Origin of the sequence: Salinibacter ruber DSM 13855, assembly GCF_000013045.1 — a bacterium.
GTDB lineage: Bacteria > Bacteroidota > Rhodothermia > Rhodothermales > Salinibacteraceae > Salinibacter > Salinibacter ruber.
In genome coordinates this window covers 3,311,248-3,327,500 of record NC_007677.1, presented here as the reverse complement: position 1 = coordinate 3,327,500, position 16,253 = coordinate 3,311,248, and the positions used below count along the sequence as shown (strand labels likewise).

At 63.8% G+C, this 16,253-nt stretch carries 13 protein-coding genes, 1 tRNA gene and 2 rRNA genes (1 of these 16 running past the window's edge); 6 read left to right on the top strand and 10 right to left on the bottom strand.

What is annotated here, in order from left to right; translation table 11 throughout:
* The 3 genes from SRU_RS14085 to SRU_RS14075 all read left to right on the top strand — a co-directional run.
* A 23S ribosomal RNA gene (locus SRU_RS14085) occupies positions 1-2,503 on the top strand; it begins 440 nt to the left of the window's first position.
* 123 nt (positions 2,504-2,626) lie between these two features.
* Positions 2,627-2,738 (top strand): 5S ribosomal RNA (gene rrf, locus SRU_RS14080).
* 190 nt (positions 2,739-2,928) lie between these two features.
* Positions 2,929-4,758: an ABC1 kinase family protein gene (locus SRU_RS14075; RefSeq protein ID WP_011405397.1), complete on the top strand. Its 1,830-nt coding sequence runs from the start codon at positions 2,929-2,931 to the stop codon at positions 4,756-4,758.
* Positions 4,759-4,765: 7 nt separating this feature from the next.
* Here SRU_RS14075 and SRU_RS14070 read toward each other — a convergent pair whose 3' ends face one another.
* The 3 genes from SRU_RS14070 to SRU_RS14060 all read right to left on the bottom strand — a co-directional run bounded on the left by SRU_RS14070 (position 4,766) and on the right by SRU_RS14060 (position 7,233).
* The gene (locus SRU_RS14070; RefSeq protein ID WP_164923690.1) at positions 4,766-6,064 is read right to left on the bottom strand and encodes a patatin-like phospholipase family protein; all 1,299 of its coding nucleotides are present in this window, start codon (positions 6,062-6,064) and stop codon (positions 4,766-4,768) included.
* A 180-nt stretch (positions 6,065-6,244) separates the two neighbouring features.
* A complete protein-coding gene (locus SRU_RS14065) occupies positions 6,245-6,670 on the bottom strand; it encodes a phasin family protein (RefSeq protein WP_011405395.1) in 426 nt (141 codons plus the stop codon).
* A gap of 44 nt (positions 6,671-6,714) precedes the next feature.
* Positions 6,715-7,233 (bottom strand): polyhydroxyalkanoate synthesis regulator DNA-binding domain-containing protein, encoded by a 519-nt coding sequence (locus tag SRU_RS14060; protein WP_011405394.1) that lies wholly within the window; start codon positions 7,231-7,233, stop codon positions 6,715-6,717.
* 237 nt (positions 7,234-7,470) lie between these two features.
* Between SRU_RS14060 and SRU_RS14055 the strand changes: the two genes are divergently transcribed.
* Positions 7,471-8,262, top strand: a complete 792-nt coding sequence (locus SRU_RS14055; RefSeq protein ID WP_231847199.1) for an alpha/beta fold hydrolase — start codon at positions 7,471-7,473, stop codon at positions 8,260-8,262.
* 47 nt (positions 8,263-8,309) lie between these two features.
* On the opposite strand, the gene SRU_RS14050 is transcribed toward SRU_RS14055, so the two are convergent.
* The 4 genes from SRU_RS14050 to SRU_RS14035 all read right to left on the bottom strand — a co-directional run bounded on the left by SRU_RS14050 (position 8,310) and on the right by SRU_RS14035 (position 11,766).
* Positions 8,310-9,074 (bottom strand): SDR family NAD(P)-dependent oxidoreductase, encoded by a 765-nt coding sequence (locus SRU_RS14050; protein WP_011405392.1) that lies wholly within the window; start codon positions 9,072-9,074, stop codon positions 8,310-8,312.
* A 49-nt stretch (positions 9,075-9,123) separates the two neighbouring features.
* The gene (locus SRU_RS14045; RefSeq protein WP_231847198.1) at positions 9,124-10,263 is read right to left on the bottom strand and encodes a DUF2914 domain-containing protein; all 1,140 of its coding nucleotides are present in this window, start codon (positions 10,261-10,263) and stop codon (positions 9,124-9,126) included.
* Between the two features lie 122 nt (positions 10,264-10,385).
* On the bottom strand, positions 10,386-10,961 hold the full coding sequence (locus SRU_RS14040) for a DUF2480 family protein (RefSeq protein ID WP_011405390.1): 576 nt from the start codon (positions 10,959-10,961) through the stop codon (positions 10,386-10,388).
* 148 nt (positions 10,962-11,109) lie between these two features.
* Positions 11,110-11,766: an HD domain-containing protein gene (locus tag SRU_RS14035; RefSeq protein ID WP_103017150.1), complete on the bottom strand. Its 657-nt coding sequence runs from the start codon at positions 11,764-11,766 to the stop codon at positions 11,110-11,112.
* Between the two features lie 118 nt (positions 11,767-11,884).
* Between SRU_RS14035 and SRU_RS14030 the strand changes: the two genes are divergently transcribed.
* On the top strand, positions 11,885-12,334 hold the full coding sequence (locus SRU_RS14030; RefSeq protein ID WP_043552746.1) for a GNAT family N-acetyltransferase: 450 nt from the start codon (positions 11,885-11,887) through the stop codon (positions 12,332-12,334).
* Positions 12,335-12,408: 74 nt separating this feature from the next.
* Here the strand turns inward: SRU_RS14030 and SRU_RS14025 are convergent, their stop codons facing one another.
* Entirely contained in the window at positions 12,409-13,437 is a 1,029-nt protein-coding gene (locus SRU_RS14025; protein ID WP_011405387.1) for a peptidylprolyl isomerase, read from the bottom strand.
* A 307-nt stretch (positions 13,438-13,744) separates the two neighbouring features.
* On the opposite strand from SRU_RS14025, the gene SRU_RS14020 reads away from it, so the two are divergent.
* Positions 13,745-13,817: transfer RNA gene (locus SRU_RS14020), tRNA-Glu, on the top strand.
* 180 nt (positions 13,818-13,997) lie between these two features.
* Here the strand turns inward: SRU_RS14020 and SRU_RS14015 are convergent.
* Both SRU_RS14015 and tig read right to left on the bottom strand, forming a co-directional pair.
* On the bottom strand, positions 13,998-14,732 hold the full coding sequence (locus tag SRU_RS14015; protein WP_043552742.1) for an ATP-dependent Clp protease proteolytic subunit: 735 nt from the start codon (positions 14,730-14,732) through the stop codon (positions 13,998-14,000).
* 105 nt (positions 14,733-14,837) lie between these two features.
* The gene (gene tig, locus SRU_RS14010; RefSeq protein ID WP_011405385.1) at positions 14,838-16,226 is read right to left on the bottom strand and encodes a trigger factor; all 1,389 of its coding nucleotides are present in this window, start codon (positions 16,224-16,226) and stop codon (positions 14,838-14,840) included.
* Positions 16,227-16,253: the final 27 nt, after the last annotated feature.

The window sequence follows — 16,253 nt, the reverse complement described above, 5'->3', positions numbered from 1 at the left end:
GAAGCGGCCAGCACCATCTGGCAAGGCTAAATACTCGCCCATGACCGATAGTGGACCAGTACCGTAAGGGAAAGGTGAAAAGAACGCCTAATCGGCGAGCGAAAAGCACCTGAAACCATGAGCTGACAACCAGTCGGAGCACGGACCCTTTGGGTCGGTGTGACGGCGTGCCTTTTGCTTAATGAGCCTACGAGTTGCTCCTCACTGGCCAGGCTAAGGCCTTCAGGGCCGTACCCGCAGCGAAAGCAAGTCCGAATAGGGCGTCGAGTCAGTGGGGGCAGACGCGAAACCGAGTGAGCTACCCATTACTAGGTTGAAGCGCGGGTAAGACCGCGTGGAAGACCGAACCGACCAGTGTTGCAAAACTGCCGGATAAGTTGTGGGTAGGGGTGAAAGGCCAATCAAACTCGGAAATAGCTCGTTCTCTCCGAAATGCATTTAGGTGCAGCGTTATGTTAAAGTGTGCTGGAGGTAGAGCACTGATTGGGCTAGGGCCCTTCACCGGGTACCAAACCCTGACAAACTCCAAATGCCAGTACACGTTTCATGACAGTGAGGGCATGGGGGATAAGCTCCATGTCCGAGAGGGAAACAACCCAGATCGACAGCTAAGGCCCCTAAGTTCAGACTAAGTTGGACGAAGGAGGTCGGACTGCTTAGACAACCAGGATGTTGGCTTAGAAGCAGCCATTCATTAAAAGAGTGCGTAATAGCTCACTGGTCGAGCGGTCTGGCGCCGAAGATTCCCGGGCATCAAGTCTGACGCCGAAGCTTCGAAATCGTCCTTTGGGCGATTGGTAGGAGAGCATTCTAGTTGCACAGAAGCTGTGTTGTGAGGCACAGTGGAGCGGCTGGAAAAGAAAATGTAGGCATGAGTAACGATAAAACACGTGGGAAACGTGTTCGCCGCAAGCCTAAGAGTTCCTGTTCAACGCTAATCGGAACAGGGTTAGTCGGGACCTAAGCTGAGGCCGAAGGGCGTAGGCGATGGAAAACGGGTCAATATTCCCGTACCTCCCAACAGCGCTAACGTCCGACGTGACGTGGTAGCGTAAGGGCCGCGTGCTGACGAAAGCACGTTGAAGCAAGTAGGCCGGAGCGGTAGGCAAATCCGCTGCTCCATTCCAAAGGCCGAACCGCAATAGTAGAGGGAGCCGACAGGCAAACTCATAGAGCCCCCGAGCATACCACCGAGAAAACCGTCGGCCGTTGCTTCGGGAGCCCGTATCATAAACCGACACAGGTAGGCGAGGAGAGTATCCTCAGGCGCTCGAGTGAATCGTGGTCAAGGAATTCGGCAATCTAGCCCCGTAACTTCGGAAGAAGGGGCGCCCTTTTCCGCTCAAAAATGGAAAAGGGTCGCAGTGACCAGGCTCAGACGACTGTTTAACAAAAACACAGACCTCTGCTAAGTCGCAAGACGACGTATAGGGGTTGACACCTGCCCGGTGCTGGAAGGTCAATGGAGCGTGTTAATGCCCTTTGGGCATGAAGCTCGCAACTGAAGCCCCAGTAAACGGCGGCCGTAACTATAACGGTCCTAAGGTAGCGAAATTCCTTGTCGGGTAAGTTCCGACCTGCACGAATGGTGCAACGATCTGAGCGCTGTCTCGACCGCGAGCTCGGTGAAATTGTGGTGCCGGTGAAGACGCCGGCTACCCTCAGTGGGACGGAAAGACCCTGTGCACCTTTACTACACCTTGGCATTGCCATTAGTCAGAACATGTGCAGAATAGGCGGGAGGCATGGAAGCTGCGTCGCTAGGCGCAGTGGAGCCATCCCTGAAATACCGCCCTTGTTCTGATTGATGTCTAACCTGCGACCGTGATCCGGTCGAGGGACATTGTCAGGCGGGTAGTTTGACTGGGGCGGTCTCCTCCAAAACAGTAACGGAGGATTTCAAAGGTACCCTCAGCATGGTCGGTAATCATGCGTTGAGTATAAAGGCAAAAGGGTGCTTAACTGCGAGACATACTAGTCGAGCAGGTGCGAAAGCAGGACTTAGTGATCCGGCGACTCTGAATGGAAGGGTCGTCGCTCAAAGAATAAAAGGTACGCCAGGGATAACAGGCTTATCTCCGCCAAGAGTTCATATCGACGCGGAGGTTTGGCACCTCGATGTCGGCTCGTCGCATCCTGGGGCTGGAGAAGGTCCCAAGGGTTGGGCTGTTCGCCCATTAAAGCGGCACGCGAGCTGGGTTCAGACCGTCGTGAGACAGGTCGGTCCCTATCTACTGAGGGCGTCGAAGACTTGAGCGGATCTGCTTCTAGTACGAGAGGACCGAAGTGGACGGACCGCTAGTGTGCCAGTTGTGCCGTCAGGCGCATCGCTGGGTAGCTATGTCCGGAAGGGATAAGCGCTGAAAGCATCTAAGCGCCAAGCCCTCCGCAAGACTGGGTCTTCCCAATGGGTCGTTCGAGACGAGGACGTGGATAGGCGGCAGGTGTAAGCGTAGCAATACGTTCAGCCGAGCCGTACTAATTACCCATCAGGCTTAACACCCCTATTTTGCACATGCCATCATGGGGGCACAACGCATCGCTTGCATCCCGATTCGCTTCGGGAGTGTGTTGAGATCTACCACTATGTCAGACATTCGCTGGTGAAAGCACCAGCATTGAGTTTCCTGGTGGCTATAGCGCGGGGGAAACACCTCTTCTCATTTCGAACAGAGAAGTTAAGTCCCGCAGCGCCGATGGTACTGGCCGTTGGCCGGTAGAGTAGGACGTTGCCAGGATTCCCCTATAGGGACGCCGTTGCAACTGCAGCGGCGTCCCTTTTTTATTTGGGGCCATCAGTCAGTGAAGACTGTCGGTCCTGTCACGTCCGGCCACCAACCATTTCCGAGTGTCCCCGTTACGTGCTGTGTAGCAGAAACCCTGCATGTTCTGAGGCGGGCTCCTCTCTTCACGAGTTAGATCTTCGGCATGGACCGTTCCAACGGCTCCCCTTCGGGCCCTTCGTCTCAACCGACAGCCCCGAGCGGAGAAGAAACGCCTGCCGTGGCCCAGGGGGGCCCGAACCGTGAGGAGTCGTCGGCAAGCAGGGCGCCTGGCTCCGAGGATCCAAGCTCCCCCCCATCGTCAAACGGCACCCCTCAGTCCTCACCGTTTACAGACTTTGATCCCCTGGCGCCCTACCGAGGGGCGTTCCGCCGATTCTTCACGGTGTGGCGGCACGTAGCCGGCCTGCTGATGGGGGGGCACATCGCGTACGTCGAGTCCCTGCCGCGCGTACAGAAGACGGGCATGCGGTCGCTGGGAAAGCGCGTGCTAGCGGGCATCCTGAAGCCCTTCGTCCGTAGCGACCTCCGAAATCGTCCCTTCCCGGAGCAACTGCGGCGCCGACTGGAAATCCTCGGCCCCACGTTCACCAAGCTGGGGCAGATCATGGCCATCCGGGAGGATTTGCTTCCGGAGGTGATTACGGAGGAACTCGATAGCCTAATGGACCACCTGCCGCCCATTCCCTTCGCGCAGGTGAAGGCAATTATTGAACGGGAACTGGAGGATCCTGTGGAGTCCCTCTTCCGATCGATCGATCCGGAGCCGCTGGCCGCCGCGTCCATCGCACAGGTGCACCGTGCCACGACACACGATGGGGACGACGTTGTCGTGAAGGTGATTAAGCCGGGCATCCGGGACGTTGTGACGTCCGACCTGAAGCTTCTGGAGTTTTTCGGGGTATTTCTGCAGTGGCTGCTGCCGCGCTACCAGCCGACACAGATCATCGAAGAGTTCGGGGCCTACACGAAGCGCGAAATTGACTTCGACTACGAAGCAGACCACGCTGAAATCTTCGCCGCGAACTTTCAGGATGTCCCCGGGGTGGTCTTCCCTGACGTTCATCGTGCCCTGAGCACGAGTGATGTGCTCACGATGGAGTACCTGGGCGGCATGCGGCCCGGTCCGCAGGCCGTGCGCGAGCTGAGTGAGGCCGAGCGGCAGCGTGTAATCGATCTCGGCGCCTCTGCGGTCATCCGGATGCTGTACAAAGACGGATTCTTCCACGCCGATCTGCACGCGGGCAACCTGAAGATTCTGCCCGGCGATCGGCCCGAGGACCTCCAAATTGGATTCATTGATCTCGGGATGGTCGGGCGCTTCCGGGCCGACATCCGGCGGCGCATGCTGTACTACTACTACGCCCTCGTGCGGGGGGACGTGGAAAATGCGGCCCGCTACCTTCTCGACATGGCGCGAGTGGGAGAGGGCGGCGACCCGCAGGGATTTCGGCGGGCCGTCTCGGACATGGCCCGCCACTTTCTGATGCGGAGCAAGCAGGGCTCGATCAGCCTCGCACAGGTCATCCTGCAGTCGCTGAGTCTGGGGGGGCGGTACCGAATCTTCTTCCCGGTGGAGATGACGCTGATGGTGAAGGCCCTCGTCACTTTCGAGGGCGTGGGCCGGACCCTGGATCCAGACCTCGACGTGGTGGCGGTCTCGCGGCGCCACGTGCAGCGGATCTTCCGCGAGCGGTTCAATCCCTTGACGCTAGGGTCGGAACTGCTGAGCAACGCCCCCGAGCTGGTGGATGTGGCCCTGAAACTCCCCCAGCTGCTGACGTCTGGGGTGGCGCAGCTCGAAGAGTCGTTGACCGATCAGCCCCCGAGTGATCCCCTGTCCGGGGTTCGGAGCAGCGTCATCGCCGGTGCCTGCATCGTCGGAGGGGTGATTTCCGTGGTGCAGGGCGGGCCGCTGTGGCTGTCAATCCCCCTATTTGTGCTCGGGGCGGGCCTGGCGGTGTGGGCGCGGTAGGTCGAGCTTACGTTTGGCCTGGGACAGACCGATTGGACTGCTCCGCGTGATTGTGCAGACGGTCAAGCAGAACGTCGAGGCGGTCGAGGGTGTCGCTGGTCGCACGGAGTACCTCCGACATCGAAGATGCGGGGCGCTGTGACTCGTGGTCCTGGGCGGAAGAAGAGGTGTCGTAGAGGGAGTGTGGGGCGTCGAGCACGTCCCGTCGCAGCCACAGGCCGTGGCGCTCTAGGATGGGCTGGAGTGCCTCCGCACGAGAACGCAGGTGACGGCGCGTGGCCTGGTAGGCGTGCTCGCAGATGTCGTGCCGATTCTTGAAGCTGAAGATGTTGGAGAAGAACAGGTGCGTGTCGTCGCACTCCGGCTCGATAAGAATGAGGTCCGCGTCGGGATGGGTGTGCGCGTACTTCTTGAAGCCGGTCTGCTTGCGGGAGTCGACGATGGCGCGAAATGTCTGGGACAGCACGGTCGGCAGGCCCCGATCGGCGAGGGGCGGGCCGTGGCCGTTCGTTCGACGATCGAGCAACCGCTCGGCGTGTTGCTTGAGCTGGACGTTGATCGGCACGATGGGGTTGATGCAAAAGAGGAGGTCGGCGCCGGCATCGAGCCCCACGCTGGCGTGCACGGTGCGGCGCGCCACCCCATCAATGTAGTGCTGCCCGTCGATCTCAACGGGGGTGTACAGGCCGGGAAGCGCGGTGGACGCCTGGATGGCGGACGAGATGGGCACGTGGTCGTGCCCGGGCTCGCCGAAGACCGTGACGTCGGCGGAATCGAGATTCATGGCCACGACGTACAGTTTCCGCTTCAGCCGGCGAAAGTCGTTGGTGCGGCCCCCGGTGGTGAGGGCCTCGGCGAGAAAGCGTTCCAGCGAGGCATTGGTAAAGAGGCCCGTGGGCACTAGGGCCCCAAACGTCGCGAGAAGCCCGAGCAAAGACAGGTCGCCCGGATTGAGGAGGTAGTGCCGGAGAGACGAAAAGAAGGCCCCGGGCAGGCGCCCCAGTCGACCCGCGTATTCGCCCACGGCCGGCCGGAAGAGCACCTCCGGCTCCAGGTTGAGGCTCGGGTCGGACGACTCCGAAACGACGGCTCGACTGAGTTCGCGTGCAGAGACGTTGCTGGCCAGCATGCTCCCAATCAAACTGCCCGAGCTGACGCCCACGTAGATGTCTAAATCGTGCAGGCGACGTCCCTCAATCGCCTCGTCGAGGGCACACAGCGCCCCAATCTCGTAGAGGGCCCCCTCGACGACCCCACCCGCACAGGCGAGGCCAAGCGTGCTGGAGCCGGTGGGAGGGGAGGGCATCGAGCAGGGCGAGTAGTGAGAAACGGTACGGTCCGCCGTGTTCGTCGTCCGCAAAAGCGGTGCCGGGCATGTCGCCCCGGACACGTTCTGGGGGTGTCTCAGCGAGGGAAAAGGCGCCCTCCGAGACGGAGGGCCCCTCGTCCCCGAAGGCGCAAATTCGAGGCCAGGCGGTGAAGAGGGCTACGATTCGTCCGAAGAAGGGGCCTCGTCCTCCGCGAGGCGGTCGGCAAGCTCCTCGACCTGTCTGGACAGGTGGTCCACTTTTTCTGCCAGGTCGTCGACTTCCGTCTGGGTAGGAACGCCGAAGCGCTCCAGGGCGGCCTTTACAGAGTCGGCGAGCATCGACTGCGTTTCCTCCCCGGCCTCTTCGAGTTGGGCGAGGGCCTCGTCGCTCTGCTCGCGGACCTTCTCGGTCGCCTCTTCAATCTTGGCCTGGCGCTCCTCCTCAAAGTCTTGTCCCCGGTCCACGAGGCGATTGAAGAGCTTCGTGCCTTCCTCTTCGACCGTAGCTAGGGCCCCAAGGCCGGCCAGCCACACCTCGCGGCCGCGCTCGGTAAGTTCATCCTGTAGGTTTTCGGAGTCGGGGGCGTCGTGTTCAGTCGTCATGGCGTGGGAAAATGGGTTGTGAACGAAGCGTACGGAAAAGAGAGTCAGTCCCGAGAAGGCGGCTGAACGGGCTCGGCGGTGGGCGTCTCCCCGGAAGCCTCCTGTGGATGTCGGTGGGCGTCTGAATCCGAGGGGGACGGGGCGTCGAGGTCGTCCAGCAGAGCGGATAGTCGCTGCTCCAGGTGGCGCAGCTGTCGTCGGAGGTCGTCGAGTTCTCGCCTTCGGGGGCTCTGGACGAGCCGTTTCAGTTGTCCCAGTGAGCGTTCCACCAGGCCGTCGACCGTCGAGCGGATCTGGTCGAGTCCCGTGTCGAGGGCCTCGCCACTGCGACGCAGCAACGTGTGGAGCAGGTCCGGCGGGATGACGGGGGCGCCGTTCCTCCCCTCTTCCAGGATGATCTGGGTGAGCGTCTGGGCCGTAATGTCTTCACCGGTCGCCTTGTCCACGACCTCCACGGTGTTGCCTTGCCGTACGAGCGCGGCGATGTCGCTCAACGACACGTACTCGCTCGTTTCGGTATCGTACAGCTTTCGGTTGTCGTAGCGCTTGATCCGTCGAGCCATAACCAGAGCAACAGGGCGTTCGTAACGCGATGCATCAATCGTGCTCGCCCGTTTTGACGCAGTGCGTTACAAATTGATCCCAGGGGCGTCACGACGGGCCAATAGGGCAAATCAGGACGCTGTAACTGGGGGCCCGGCGGGGTCTGAGGCGGTCGGGAGGTCGAGAGTGCTGAGGAGAAACGAACTGCGCCCCAGGGCCTTCGTCTTCTTGGTCTCCCGGTGATGTCCGCGTTCCATATGCCCTACGACACCGTCGACGACACGCGTCTTCATTACACCGAGCGGGGGCGGGGCGCCCCCCTCCTCTTCGTGCACGGCCTGGGGTCGAGCAGCCGCGACTGGGCCGCGCAGGTCGATGACTTCGCCAAGCGCTACCGTGTGCTTCGGGTCGACCTGCGGGGGCACGGGCGCTCCGAGCGGGGCGAAGGCCCGTATTCCATTGCCCAGTTTGCGAGGGAGGTGGCTGTGCTCTTGCGCAAGCATGCGCACGAACCGGCGCACGTGGTGGGCCTGTCCATGGGGGGCATGGTCGCCCTTGAGTTGGCTGCAAGTGCACCGCGGCTTCTCCGCAGCCTTGTCGTCGTCAACAGCGTGGCCGACATGCGGCTCCACTCGTGGCGCGACGTATGGTTCTACGTCTCGCGCCGGCTGGCGGTGCAGGCCCTCGGCATGCGGCGGGTTGGGCGGCTGCTCGCCCGTCAGCTGTTTGTGAAGCCGGACCAGGGGGCCCTCCGGCGCACGCTCGTCGAGCGCTGGGCCGGAACCGACAAACAGGCCTACCTCTGGTCCATGGATGCAATCATGCGGTGGAGCGTGGCGGACCGCCTCCCCCGCATCGACACGCCCACACTGCTCGTGTCCTCGGACGAGGACTACACCCCAGTGGCAGAAAAGAGGAAGATGAAGGCACAGATGCCCCGGGCCGAGCTTGCCGTCGTGCACGATGCCCGGCACGCGCTGCCGGTCGAGCGCCCGGAGGCGTTCAACGCAGTCGTGGACGACTTCCTGAGGCGAGTTGAAGAGAGGTAGACGAGACTGCCCCGGCCACTCGCGACTATTGCGGGGGCATGCACGGATCAATGCACGTAACTTCCGGCGTTGACGTCGACGGTGGTGCCGGTGGCGTGGTCCGCGTGGCCGCTGGCGAGAAACACGACGACCGCGGCCACGTCGGCGGGCTCGGTGAGCTCGTTGAGCGCGAGGTCGCTCGTCGCGTGGGCCTCCCCGTACTCCTCGATGAAGTCCTGCGCCATGTCGGTGCGCGTGAAGCCGGGGGCGAGCGTGAAGGCTTTAACCCCGTCCGTCCCAAATTCGCGGGCGATGGAGCGCGTGAGCGCAACCAGCCCGGCCTTGGAGGCCGCGTACGTCATGTAGTCGGGCGTGTCGCCCCGAAACGCGGCCCGGGAGGCCACGCTGATGATGCGTCCGCCGGACGGCGAACGGGATCGGAAGTGATCGAGGGCATGTCGGCACAGCAGCTCGGGGGCCCGCAGGTTGACGTGCATCGTCTCGGCCCACGCGTCGCCCCAGGACTGGGTGTCATCGTCCAGGGGGGTCGGCACGGCCACGCCGGCATTGAGCACCAGGGCGTCGAGCCGTCCGTAGGCGTCGACCACGCGCTCGATCAGAGCGTCCGTCGCCTCCAGCGTCGAGAGGTCGGCCTGGAACGCGCGGGCGCCGCGGCCGCAGGCTGCTACGACCTCCGCCGCCGCGTCTTCGCTCCGGCCGTAGTGCACGGCCACGGTGGCCCCGGTGTCGGCGAGGGCCTCGGCGGCGGCCCGCCCGATGCCGCGGCTCGCGCCAGTCACGAGAATGGTCTGGTTCGACAGGTCAAGGTCCATGGTGGATGCGTTGTTCGGGGAAGGGAGGTGCGCGTCGAGGCGGTGGTTGTTACGGATACCGATGGGTCGTGAATGCAGGCGTGCGGGCCGGGTCCTCGGCCACCACCGTAAAGTGTGTGCGGCCGATCGGACGCCCCGCCTCCGTCTCTACGGTGACGCGCCACCGTCCGGGAGAGACGTGCTGCTTATAGGTGACGCCCCGGTAGCCACTGCGCCGCCCGCCCACCACCTGATACGCAATGCGGTCGGTATCCACCCAGGCGTCGCGCGAGGGCACGTAGCGCTGCCAGCGATGGGTGACGTCCGCCTGGAAGGCAGTCGGGGCGTAGATGGCCGTGAAGCAGTGCACCGTGTCTGTGGGGGCGTAGTGGAAGGGGTCATCGCCGTCCCCCGTCCAAAACCAGGCCCGGGAGGCACGTTCTTGACGAAGGACGAAGGCGTCCCCCGCCCGGTCGGCGTCGTGGTACACCCCAATATGCTCGAGGGCGAGCGGCACCGGCGGAATCCAGTGTTGGACGTAGAAGGTGGTGAGCCCGCCGAAGAGAAGGGCAATCACGCACAGGGCGCCCAAAAAGGACCGGAGGCGGACGAAGACCCCCTGTCGGCGGAGCACGAGCAGCAGTCCCGTCGTCACACCGATGCTCAGGATGCCGCTCGTCAGAAACACCCAGAAGCCCATCGTTCCCAGGACGACGGGCAGGAGGAACGTGAGGTAGCAGAAGACGGCCAAGAAGTAGAGCCCAATGAGCAGATGCCCGCCCTGGTGTCGGCTCCAGATCCACTCGTTGGCGAGGAGGAGTCCCACCAGCACGAGCAGGAACAGAGACGCCGTGGTGAGGGAGGCGCTCCGCGTGTAGTAGATCACGTAGGCGCTGAACAGCCCGCCGGTCAGGAACTGAATCGCACCGACGGACCACGTACTGAGCGCCCGAAGCGAGGGGGGGAGCGGGCGGCCGTGCCGGTCGAGAAGAGTGAGTGCGATCGCGCCGCCGAGGAGCAACAGGTACCCCCCGAGGATAACGTTGTCGAGTAGGGCGCCGATGCGCTGGAGGGTGAGGGCGTCCCAGGTGACGCCGCCAAAGAAGAGCAGAAGCGGGGCAAGCGTCTCGTGGCGGTGATACAGCCGCCGGACGAGGCGATAGTGAGGACGCCGAACGAGGCCCTGCACCAGGCGGCCTAGCGAGCCCATTCCGAGGGGGGCCTCGGACGCAGAGTCGACCGTGCGATTCGACGACATAGGCACGCAAGGAATACCGTCTCGCGCCGGGCCCCACAGAAACCGCGACTGAGGCCTGGGGAAGGGGGGCTGGTCTACGCGTTCGGGGTGGGAAGGTCCGGCTTCTTCACGCCCACGGCCTCGGCGTCGGGTTTCGGCTTGTCTTCCTGAGGCCGGCGCCAGAGGGGGACGGACGAGCAGGGCTCGCCGTACATCAGCTTTTTGGCCACGCCCTGCAGCTTCTGGGTGGCGTGGACGTAGGCCATCTCCGGCACCACGTCGTCCCCACAGCCCTTGATGACGACGGGCTTGTCCTCGTAGACCGACCAGTCTTCCGCGTCGAGTGCCGCCACGTAGTACTCGCGCCGGAGGTCGTCGGCCCGGCCGAAGGTGGTGGACTGGGCACTGTCGCGAAGCTCCGACGCGATCAGCATGTACCCCCAGGTCGGCACGATGGCGTCCGTCGAGCAGTACAGGGCGACATGCTCGTCCGCGTACTGGGACCAGTCGTGCGCATCGACCTCCGATCGGAACGCCTTCTCCTTCAACATCAGGCCGTCTACGAGAAACGTGCTGATGTCGAGCTCCGTGACGGGCCGATCGTCCCAGAGGTCGGCCAGGTTATAGACCTCGATTTCGCCCTGGGCAACGCGGTTCTCAATCGATTCCATGAGGGAAAAGGAATGTTGGAAAATGCGCGCATCCGAACCACACTCTGGAATCGCCGCGGCACGGGGCGAGTTTCTTCGGCGCCGTCTCGGATCGGATCAACGCCGGCCGACCGGGCAGGCATGCCTGACGCCGGGCGGGTGCGTCGGTTCAGGCCGCACTGATCTCGTCGTCGAGCCGGTTCAGGTACGACCGCATGTACGCTGCGCGCCGCTTGGCCTCGGTGCGCCCCGTCTCGGTCTGCATCGTGTCGGGGAGGCGCAGCAGTTTGGCGTAGAAGTGGTCGAGCGTGTACGTGTCGTCGTCGGGGGCGCGGTCGTCACAGAACGGGTCGTCGGGGTTGTAGAGCGACTGGTCCAGCGCCCCGCCCACGGTGAAGCAGCGGGCAATGCCGACGGCCCCGAGGGCATCGAGCCGGTCGGCATCCTGCACCACCTTCGCCTCGACGGTCTCGGGGTCGGTGTCGCCCGAGTAGCTATGGGCGGCGATGGCGTGCTCGATGTCGGGAATCCACTGATCGGGATACCCCTCGTCCGCGAGAAAATCGCGCGCCGCGTCCGCCGCGCGCCGCGCGGCTTCGGCACGGTTGGGGGCGTCCTTCGACAGGACCACGCAGTCGTGGAGCCAGGCGGCGGGCACGACGACGTCCATCTGGGCCGTTTCGTCCTGGGCCAGTTGGCGGGCCGTCGTCACGACACGGTCAACGTGGGCACGGTCGTGGGCCGCGTCGGCGTCGGAGGCCTGGGCGTCGAGGAAGGCGGCGAACCGGTCTTCCCAGAGGCCCCAGGCGTCGGTGGAGGAAGGCATGGCGCTGTGCAAGCGTGTGTGTGAGAGATTACGGCGAAGGCGGGGATCCAGCGCGGAGCATCTGCCCGCAGCGTGCGTGTCCCCTACAGCGTGTCTTTTGCGAAAGGACCGGTGTCTGATGGCCTCGATGAACGTGACCCCTGTACGGCGCGACGCGGACTGGGAGAAGGCCCGCGCCATTCGCACGCAGGTATTCGTGGAAGAACAGGAGTGCCCCCCCGACGAGGAGTGGGACGGGCACGACGCGACGAGCCGGCACGTGCTGGGGTGGGTGGATGGGGAGGCCGTCGCCACGGCGCGGTGGCGCACGGTGGCGTACGACGAGGAGATCGTCGCCAAGCTTGAGCGCTTCGCCGTTCTGGACGGCCACCGCGGACGAGGGCATGGCACACAACTCGTGCGGACGGTCCTCGACGATGCCCGCCGCGCCGGCTTCGACACGTTTCTGGTCCACGCCCAGGCGCACCTACGGGACTGGTACGAGGCCCTCGGGTTCGAGTCGACGGGCCGAACCTTCGAGGAGGTCGGCATTCCCCACGTCGAGATGGTCCGACGTGAGGATCCGTGAAGGCGTGACCGGTCGTGGGGGCGCCCTCGCCCTCCGGGGGCCTCTGCTCCGGGGCCTTCATCCGTGCGTGCCCCCTACTCGCGCAGCCCGGCACTGACGATATCCGGGTTGGTCCGCACGGTCGCGTCCTCCAGCAGCGCGTTGATCTGATCCTCGACGGCCTGCTGCCGGCGCTCCTTTGTCATTTGCTTCCGCGCCTTGGTCGTATCCATCGGTTCCCCGGCGTTGGTCAGCCGGATGACGTGGAAGCCAAACCGCGTACGTACCGGCTCGGGGGCGACGTCGCCGGAGTCGGAGAGGGCGTAAGCCGCCTCGGCAAACTTATCGACCATCCGGTCCCGGGTAAAGAAGCCAAGGTCGCCGCCCTTCTGGGCGGATGGGCCCTGGCTGTGGCGGCGGGCGAGTTCAGCAAAGTCGACGTCTTCCATCTTTGCACTGTCTACGAGGGCCGCCGCGGCCTTTCGGGCCGAGTCGACCTCTGACTCCGGGGCGTTCTCGCCTGCTTTAATCAGAATGTGCTGGGCCCGGATGCGCCGATTCTTCTCGCTGTACGCCGTGACGTCGTCGGAGGACGGCTCCTCGTAGTTCTCGGCCATCTGTCGCTGCAGCTGCTGTTGACGAAACTGGTCGGCCAGCAGGCTGCGGACCGAGTCGACCGTCATGTTGTTGCGGGCCAACTGCTTCTGGAACTGTTCCTCACTCTCGTACCGCTGCTTGAGCTTCTCGAGGCGTGCGTTCACCTGCGTGGGGTCGACTTCAAGGTTCTGGGCCTTGGCTTCTCCCCGAAGGGCATGCTGACGCGCAAAGCCGCGAATGAGCTGGCGGTGCGTCTCCTGCATCTGGTCCTCAGACTGCTGACTGGGGGCCTGGCGCTTCATCGACATCCGCACCTGCTGCTGGTAGCGCTGGGCCGAGAGGGTGTCGGCGCCGTATTCGGACGACACGACGAGGGCCACAGTGGAGTCGGACACGGGACTGCCCACCTGGTAGGGCACGTCCGCGGTCTCGGAACTGGTTCCGCTTTCCCCCCCGCACCCGACCAGCAAGAGGAGGGCGGGAAGCGCAACGACTGGGAGAAGGCGCGAAAGGGTTGGGGAACGCATGGGCACGAGGCGGTCGGTCGGGTGAGTACGAAGAGAAGGACAGTGCGGATTGACGGGCAGGGGCCCCAGAATGGATCGGGGAGTTGGGGATCGGGGCGCGTGCTGCCAACAACCGGTGGATGCACGTCCCCCCGCACGGACATGTTTCTCGAAACGCCGGGCAAACGTGCCGCCCGACGCGTGCAGGACGAGAGGCGCACTGGGACGACGTCACGAAGCGAACGCGTCCCCGTGGGGTTGAATTTCCGTGAACGCGAAACCTGGGGCGAGTTGTCAGATACGTCCATTTGGATTATAGACGCAATTCGCCGCGTTCGTCTAGGGGTCTAGGACGCCGGCCTCTCACGCCGGTAGCACGGGTTCGAATCCCGTACGCGGTACATCACGACGTCTTTTTGAGGCGCTGGCCTTCCTCCTCCCTCCCCCCAGGCCAGCGCCTCTTTTTTGTTGGGGCCCGGCAAGGGCCCAACACCCGGCAAGGGCCCAGCACAACGAAAAAGGCGACGATCCCAGCCGGGACCGTCGCCGTGACGTGCAACGCAGAAAGGGGGGGCGCCGACCTACGCGTCGTCCTCCGAATCGTCCGCGGCCTCCCCGTTGGGCTGGATGGACTTTAGGCCCTCCAGGTTGTCGGGGTTCAGAACGTTGTCCACGAGGCCGTACTCCTCGGCCTCCTCCGCGCTCATCCAGTAGTTGCGGTCGGCATCCGCCTCAATCTGGTCGATGTCCTGGCCGGTGTGGAGGGCCAGAATCTCGTAGAGGCGCTCCTTGAGCCACATGATCTCCTCCGCCTGAATCTCGATATCGGAGGCCTGGCCCTCGGCCCCGCCCATCGGCTGGTGGATCATGACGCGGGAGTTGGGGAGGCACGCGCGACTGTCGTCCTCGCCGGCGGCGAGCAGCACCGAGCCCATCGACGCCGCCAGGCCCACACAGATGGTCGACACCGGCGCGCCGATGTACTGCATCGTGTCGTAGACGCCGAGGCCGCTGTAGATCACGCCGCCCGGCGAGTTGATGTAGAGGTTGATGGGCTTTTCGGAGCTCTCGCTCGCCAGGTAGAGAAGCTGCGCAACCGTCAGGTTGGCAATCTGGTCGTTGATCGGCGTGCCGATGAAGACAATGCGCTCCTTCAGCAGGCGACTAAAGATGTCGTAGGCCCGCTCGCCCCGGGTCGTCTGCTCCACGACCATGGGCACGAGCCCCGACATGGGCTGATCGCCCAGGTCCCCGTCGTAGATGCCGCCGGGGAGCGAGGTCAGGCCTCTGCTGAACTTGACAAAGTCATCAACCATGGAGTCGGTAGGCGTTCCTGAAAGGCTCAAAAACGGACCGTCTCGAACCCGAATTTCGGGGCGGTGGTTCCCCCTCACGGGCATCACGGGACGGGAAAAGTACAGTTACGGCGCCATGCGCTGCCGCTGCGCCTGCTGTTGCTGCTGTTGTTGCATCTCCTCCTCAAACTCCTCGCGGCTCTTGGACTCCACGTCGAGGCGGTCGAACAGGAAGTCGTACACCTTGTCGCTCAGAATCTGCTGCTCCACCTTCTCCATCATCTGCGGCATGGTCTGGTAGAACTGCTCGATCTGCTGAGCGGTTACCTGCTCCTCGCCCCCGGACTGCTCGGCGAAGAACGTCTGGATCTCCTCGTTGGAGACCTCCAGGTCCTGCTCCTCCACAATCTGATCCCGGATGAGCATCCAGCGGCCCTGGTCCTCGGCGTCGCGGCGGTTGCGCTGGCGGAAGTGCTCCTCGTCGAAGTCCTCGGGCAGTTCGCCGTCGTTTTCCTCCTCCACCTGCTTGACGAACGAGTCGAGGTAGCCCTCAATGACCGACTCGGGCACGGGGACGGGGTGGAGCTCCAGCATCTTGTCGATCACCTCGCCCTGCGCCATTTCACGGGCTCGTTCGTTCCAGGCCTCCTGTAGCCGCTCGCGAATGTCGTTGCGGAAGGCCTCCAGGTCGTCGAGCTCCCCCTCCGTGACGCGGCGCACAAACTCCTCGTCGAGCGGCGGCAGGTCGCGGCGCTTCACGTCGTTGACCGTCACCTCGTAGAGGCGGTCCTCACCGTCTCCCTCGTGCTCGTGTGGGTGCCCGTGCCCCGCATGCTCGTGGGCCGGATGCTCTTGGGGCAGCTCCACGCGGAACGTGTCCCCCGCCTTCTGTCCCACAAGGGCCTCTCGGAGCTCCTCCTTCAGGCGATCGTCGTCGAGGAAGAAGGTGAGGTCCTCGTCCTTGTCCCCGATGATGGGGGTGTCCGTGTCCGGGTCGATGCGCTGGAGGTCGATGTTGACGTAGTCGGTGTCCTCGGCGGCCTCCTCTTCGAGGGGCAGCAGGTCGGCCTCCTCCTTCCGGAGGCGCTCGATTTCGTCCTCCACGTCCTCCTCGGTAATCTCGGGGTCGAGCATTGTAATCTCGACCGACGAGAGATCCTCCAGCTCCACCCCGGGCCGGACGCCGAACCGAAGGGTGGCCTGCAGGTCCGCGTCCAGCTCGTAGTCGAGGTCCACCAGCGTCGGCTGGCCGAGCGGCTCGATTGCGTCGGTCTCCTCGACCTCTTCTTCGAAGGCCTCCTGGACAAACTGCTCGGCCACGCGGTAGCCGATCGCCTCGCCGTGCATCTTTTTGACGAGGCCGAGGGGCACCTTCCCCTTGCGGAAGCCCTGCACGTCCATGTTCTTGCGCTGGGCGTTCAGGGCCTCCTTGAGCTTGGGTTCCAGCTCGTCGGCCGTGGCGTGGAGGTCCAATTCGTACTCGACCGGAGAGGCCTTCGAGAGTGTGGTGTCCATAAGCGACAAAAGGGTGCGCTGAGAGGG